3 protein-coding genes and 1 pseudogene are annotated in these 1390 nt (G+C 55.8%); 1 reads left to right on the forward strand and 3 read right to left on the reverse strand.

Features of this window, described 5'->3' with window-relative positions; genetic code table 11:
• Window positions 1-184, forward strand: a 184-nt coding sequence (locus DBR24_RS31320; protein WP_218278149.1) for a hypothetical protein, incomplete at its 5' end; no start/stop codon positions are given.
• Window positions 185-208: 24 nt separating this feature from the next.
• Here the strand turns inward: DBR24_RS31320 and infA are convergent.
• The 3 genes and pseudogenes from infA to DBR24_RS25800 form a co-directional block, all read right to left on the reverse strand.
• On the reverse strand, window positions 209-427 hold the full coding sequence (gene infA, locus DBR24_RS25790) for a translation initiation factor IF-1 (protein ID WP_002553999.1): 219 nt from the start codon (window positions 425-427) through the stop codon (window positions 209-211).
• 112 nt (window positions 428-539) lie between these two features.
• Window positions 540-1247, reverse strand: coding sequence for an arginyltransferase (locus DBR24_RS25795; protein ID WP_123462480.1), 708 nt, complete (start codon window positions 1245-1247; stop codon window positions 540-542).
• Between the two features lie 57 nt (window positions 1248-1304).
• Window positions 1305-1390 (reverse strand): annotated as a pseudogene (locus tag DBR24_RS25800) (leucyl/phenylalanyl-tRNA--protein transferase); the annotation flags it as partial.

Here is a 1390-nt window from a genome sequence, read left to right on the forward strand (position 1 = left end):
CCGTAGCGAGGGAACACTGAGCCTCAGCGAAGTGCCGTACGCCGGGGCAAAGCCTTTTGGGTTACCTTTTCGGCGTTTGGAAAAGGTGACCCGCTGTAAGAACGAAACCGCCAGCGGCAGCACCCGCAGCTACGGATATGCCCAAAAAACCCAAATCCCAGACAAACAAAAACGCCCGGTATAAACCGGGCGTTCTGTATTGACTTGATTAACGAGCGCGGTAAGTAATGCGCCCTTTGCTCAAGTCATAGGGCGTCAGCTCGACGCGCACTTTGTCACCGGTAAGAATACGAATGTAGTTCTTGCGCATCTTGCCGGAAATATGCGCGGTTACGACGTGCCCATTTTCCAACTCCACGCGAAACATGGTGTTGGGCAGGGTGTCGACGACAGTGCCTTCCATTTCGAAGCTGTCTTCTTTCGACATGCAGTAAAGCCCTCGGTATCCAATGAATGGCCCGGTGCAACTGCGCCAGGCAAAAGCGGCGTGCATTGTGCCCGAAAAATGGGGTTTACGCCAAGGGGTTTAGGGCTTGGGTTTAGTTCAGGACAACCCAGCGCTGATTAATCAGCAATTCGATGGGGCGATATTGCGTCTTGTAGTTCATCTTTTTGCAGTTTTTGATCCAGTAACCGAGGTACACCGCTTCAAGCCCGAGGCGATGGCTTTCGGCGATCTGCCACAAGATGGCAAAACGGCCAAGGCTGCGGCGTTCTTCGGCGGGTTCGTAGAAGGTGTACACCGCCGACAAGCCGTTTGGCAGTAAATCGGTGACCGCCACGGCGAGCAACCGTCCGTCGAGACGGAACTCGTAAAAGCGCGAGAAGGGCAGGTCGCGGACCAGAAATGTCGAGAATTGATCACGGCTGGGCGGGTACATGTCGCCGTCGGCGTGACGTTGTTCGATATAGCGCTGGTACAGATCGAAATATTCTTCGCTGAACTTGGGCTTGGCCGGACGCACCTGCAGGTCGGCGTTGCGTTTGAAAATGCGCTTCTGCTGACGATTGGGGATGAACTGCGCCACGGGAATGCGCGCAGGTACGCACGCATTGCAGTTCTGGCAATGCGGCCGATACAGATGATCGCCACTGCGACGAAAGCCCATTTCCGACAGGTCTGCGTAGACATGCACATCCATGGGCTGGCTCGGGTCGAGAAACAGGGTCGTCGCCTGCTCCTCGGGCAGATAACTGCAAGAGTGGGGCTGAGTGGCATAGAACTTGAGGCGCGCCAACTCGGTCATGATCAACCCTCGGGATAAGCTGGTGAATTAAGTGTAAGCCACGCGCGCAAAAGTCGCTCAGCAAACCCAGGTGGCACGTTGAGGTTGATCCAGATGATTGGCCAGGTAGCGCGCGAATTCACTGCGGGGAATCGCCCGTGCGC

Source organism: Pseudomonas sp. HMWF006, from assembly GCF_003061205.1.
In the GTDB taxonomy this organism is placed as follows: Bacteria; Pseudomonadota; Gammaproteobacteria; order Pseudomonadales; family Pseudomonadaceae; genus Aquipseudomonas; species Aquipseudomonas monsensis.

Excerpts from the sequence above, each read along its gene's own strand:
- infA (WP_002553999.1), bottom strand. The coding sequence starts at position 427 with ATGTCGAAAGAAGACAGCTTCGAAATGGAAGGCACTGTCGTCGACACC.
- DBR24_RS25795 (WP_123462480.1), bottom strand. The coding sequence starts at position 1,247 with ATGACCGAGTTGGCGCGCCTCAAGTTCTATGCCACTCAGCCCCACTCT.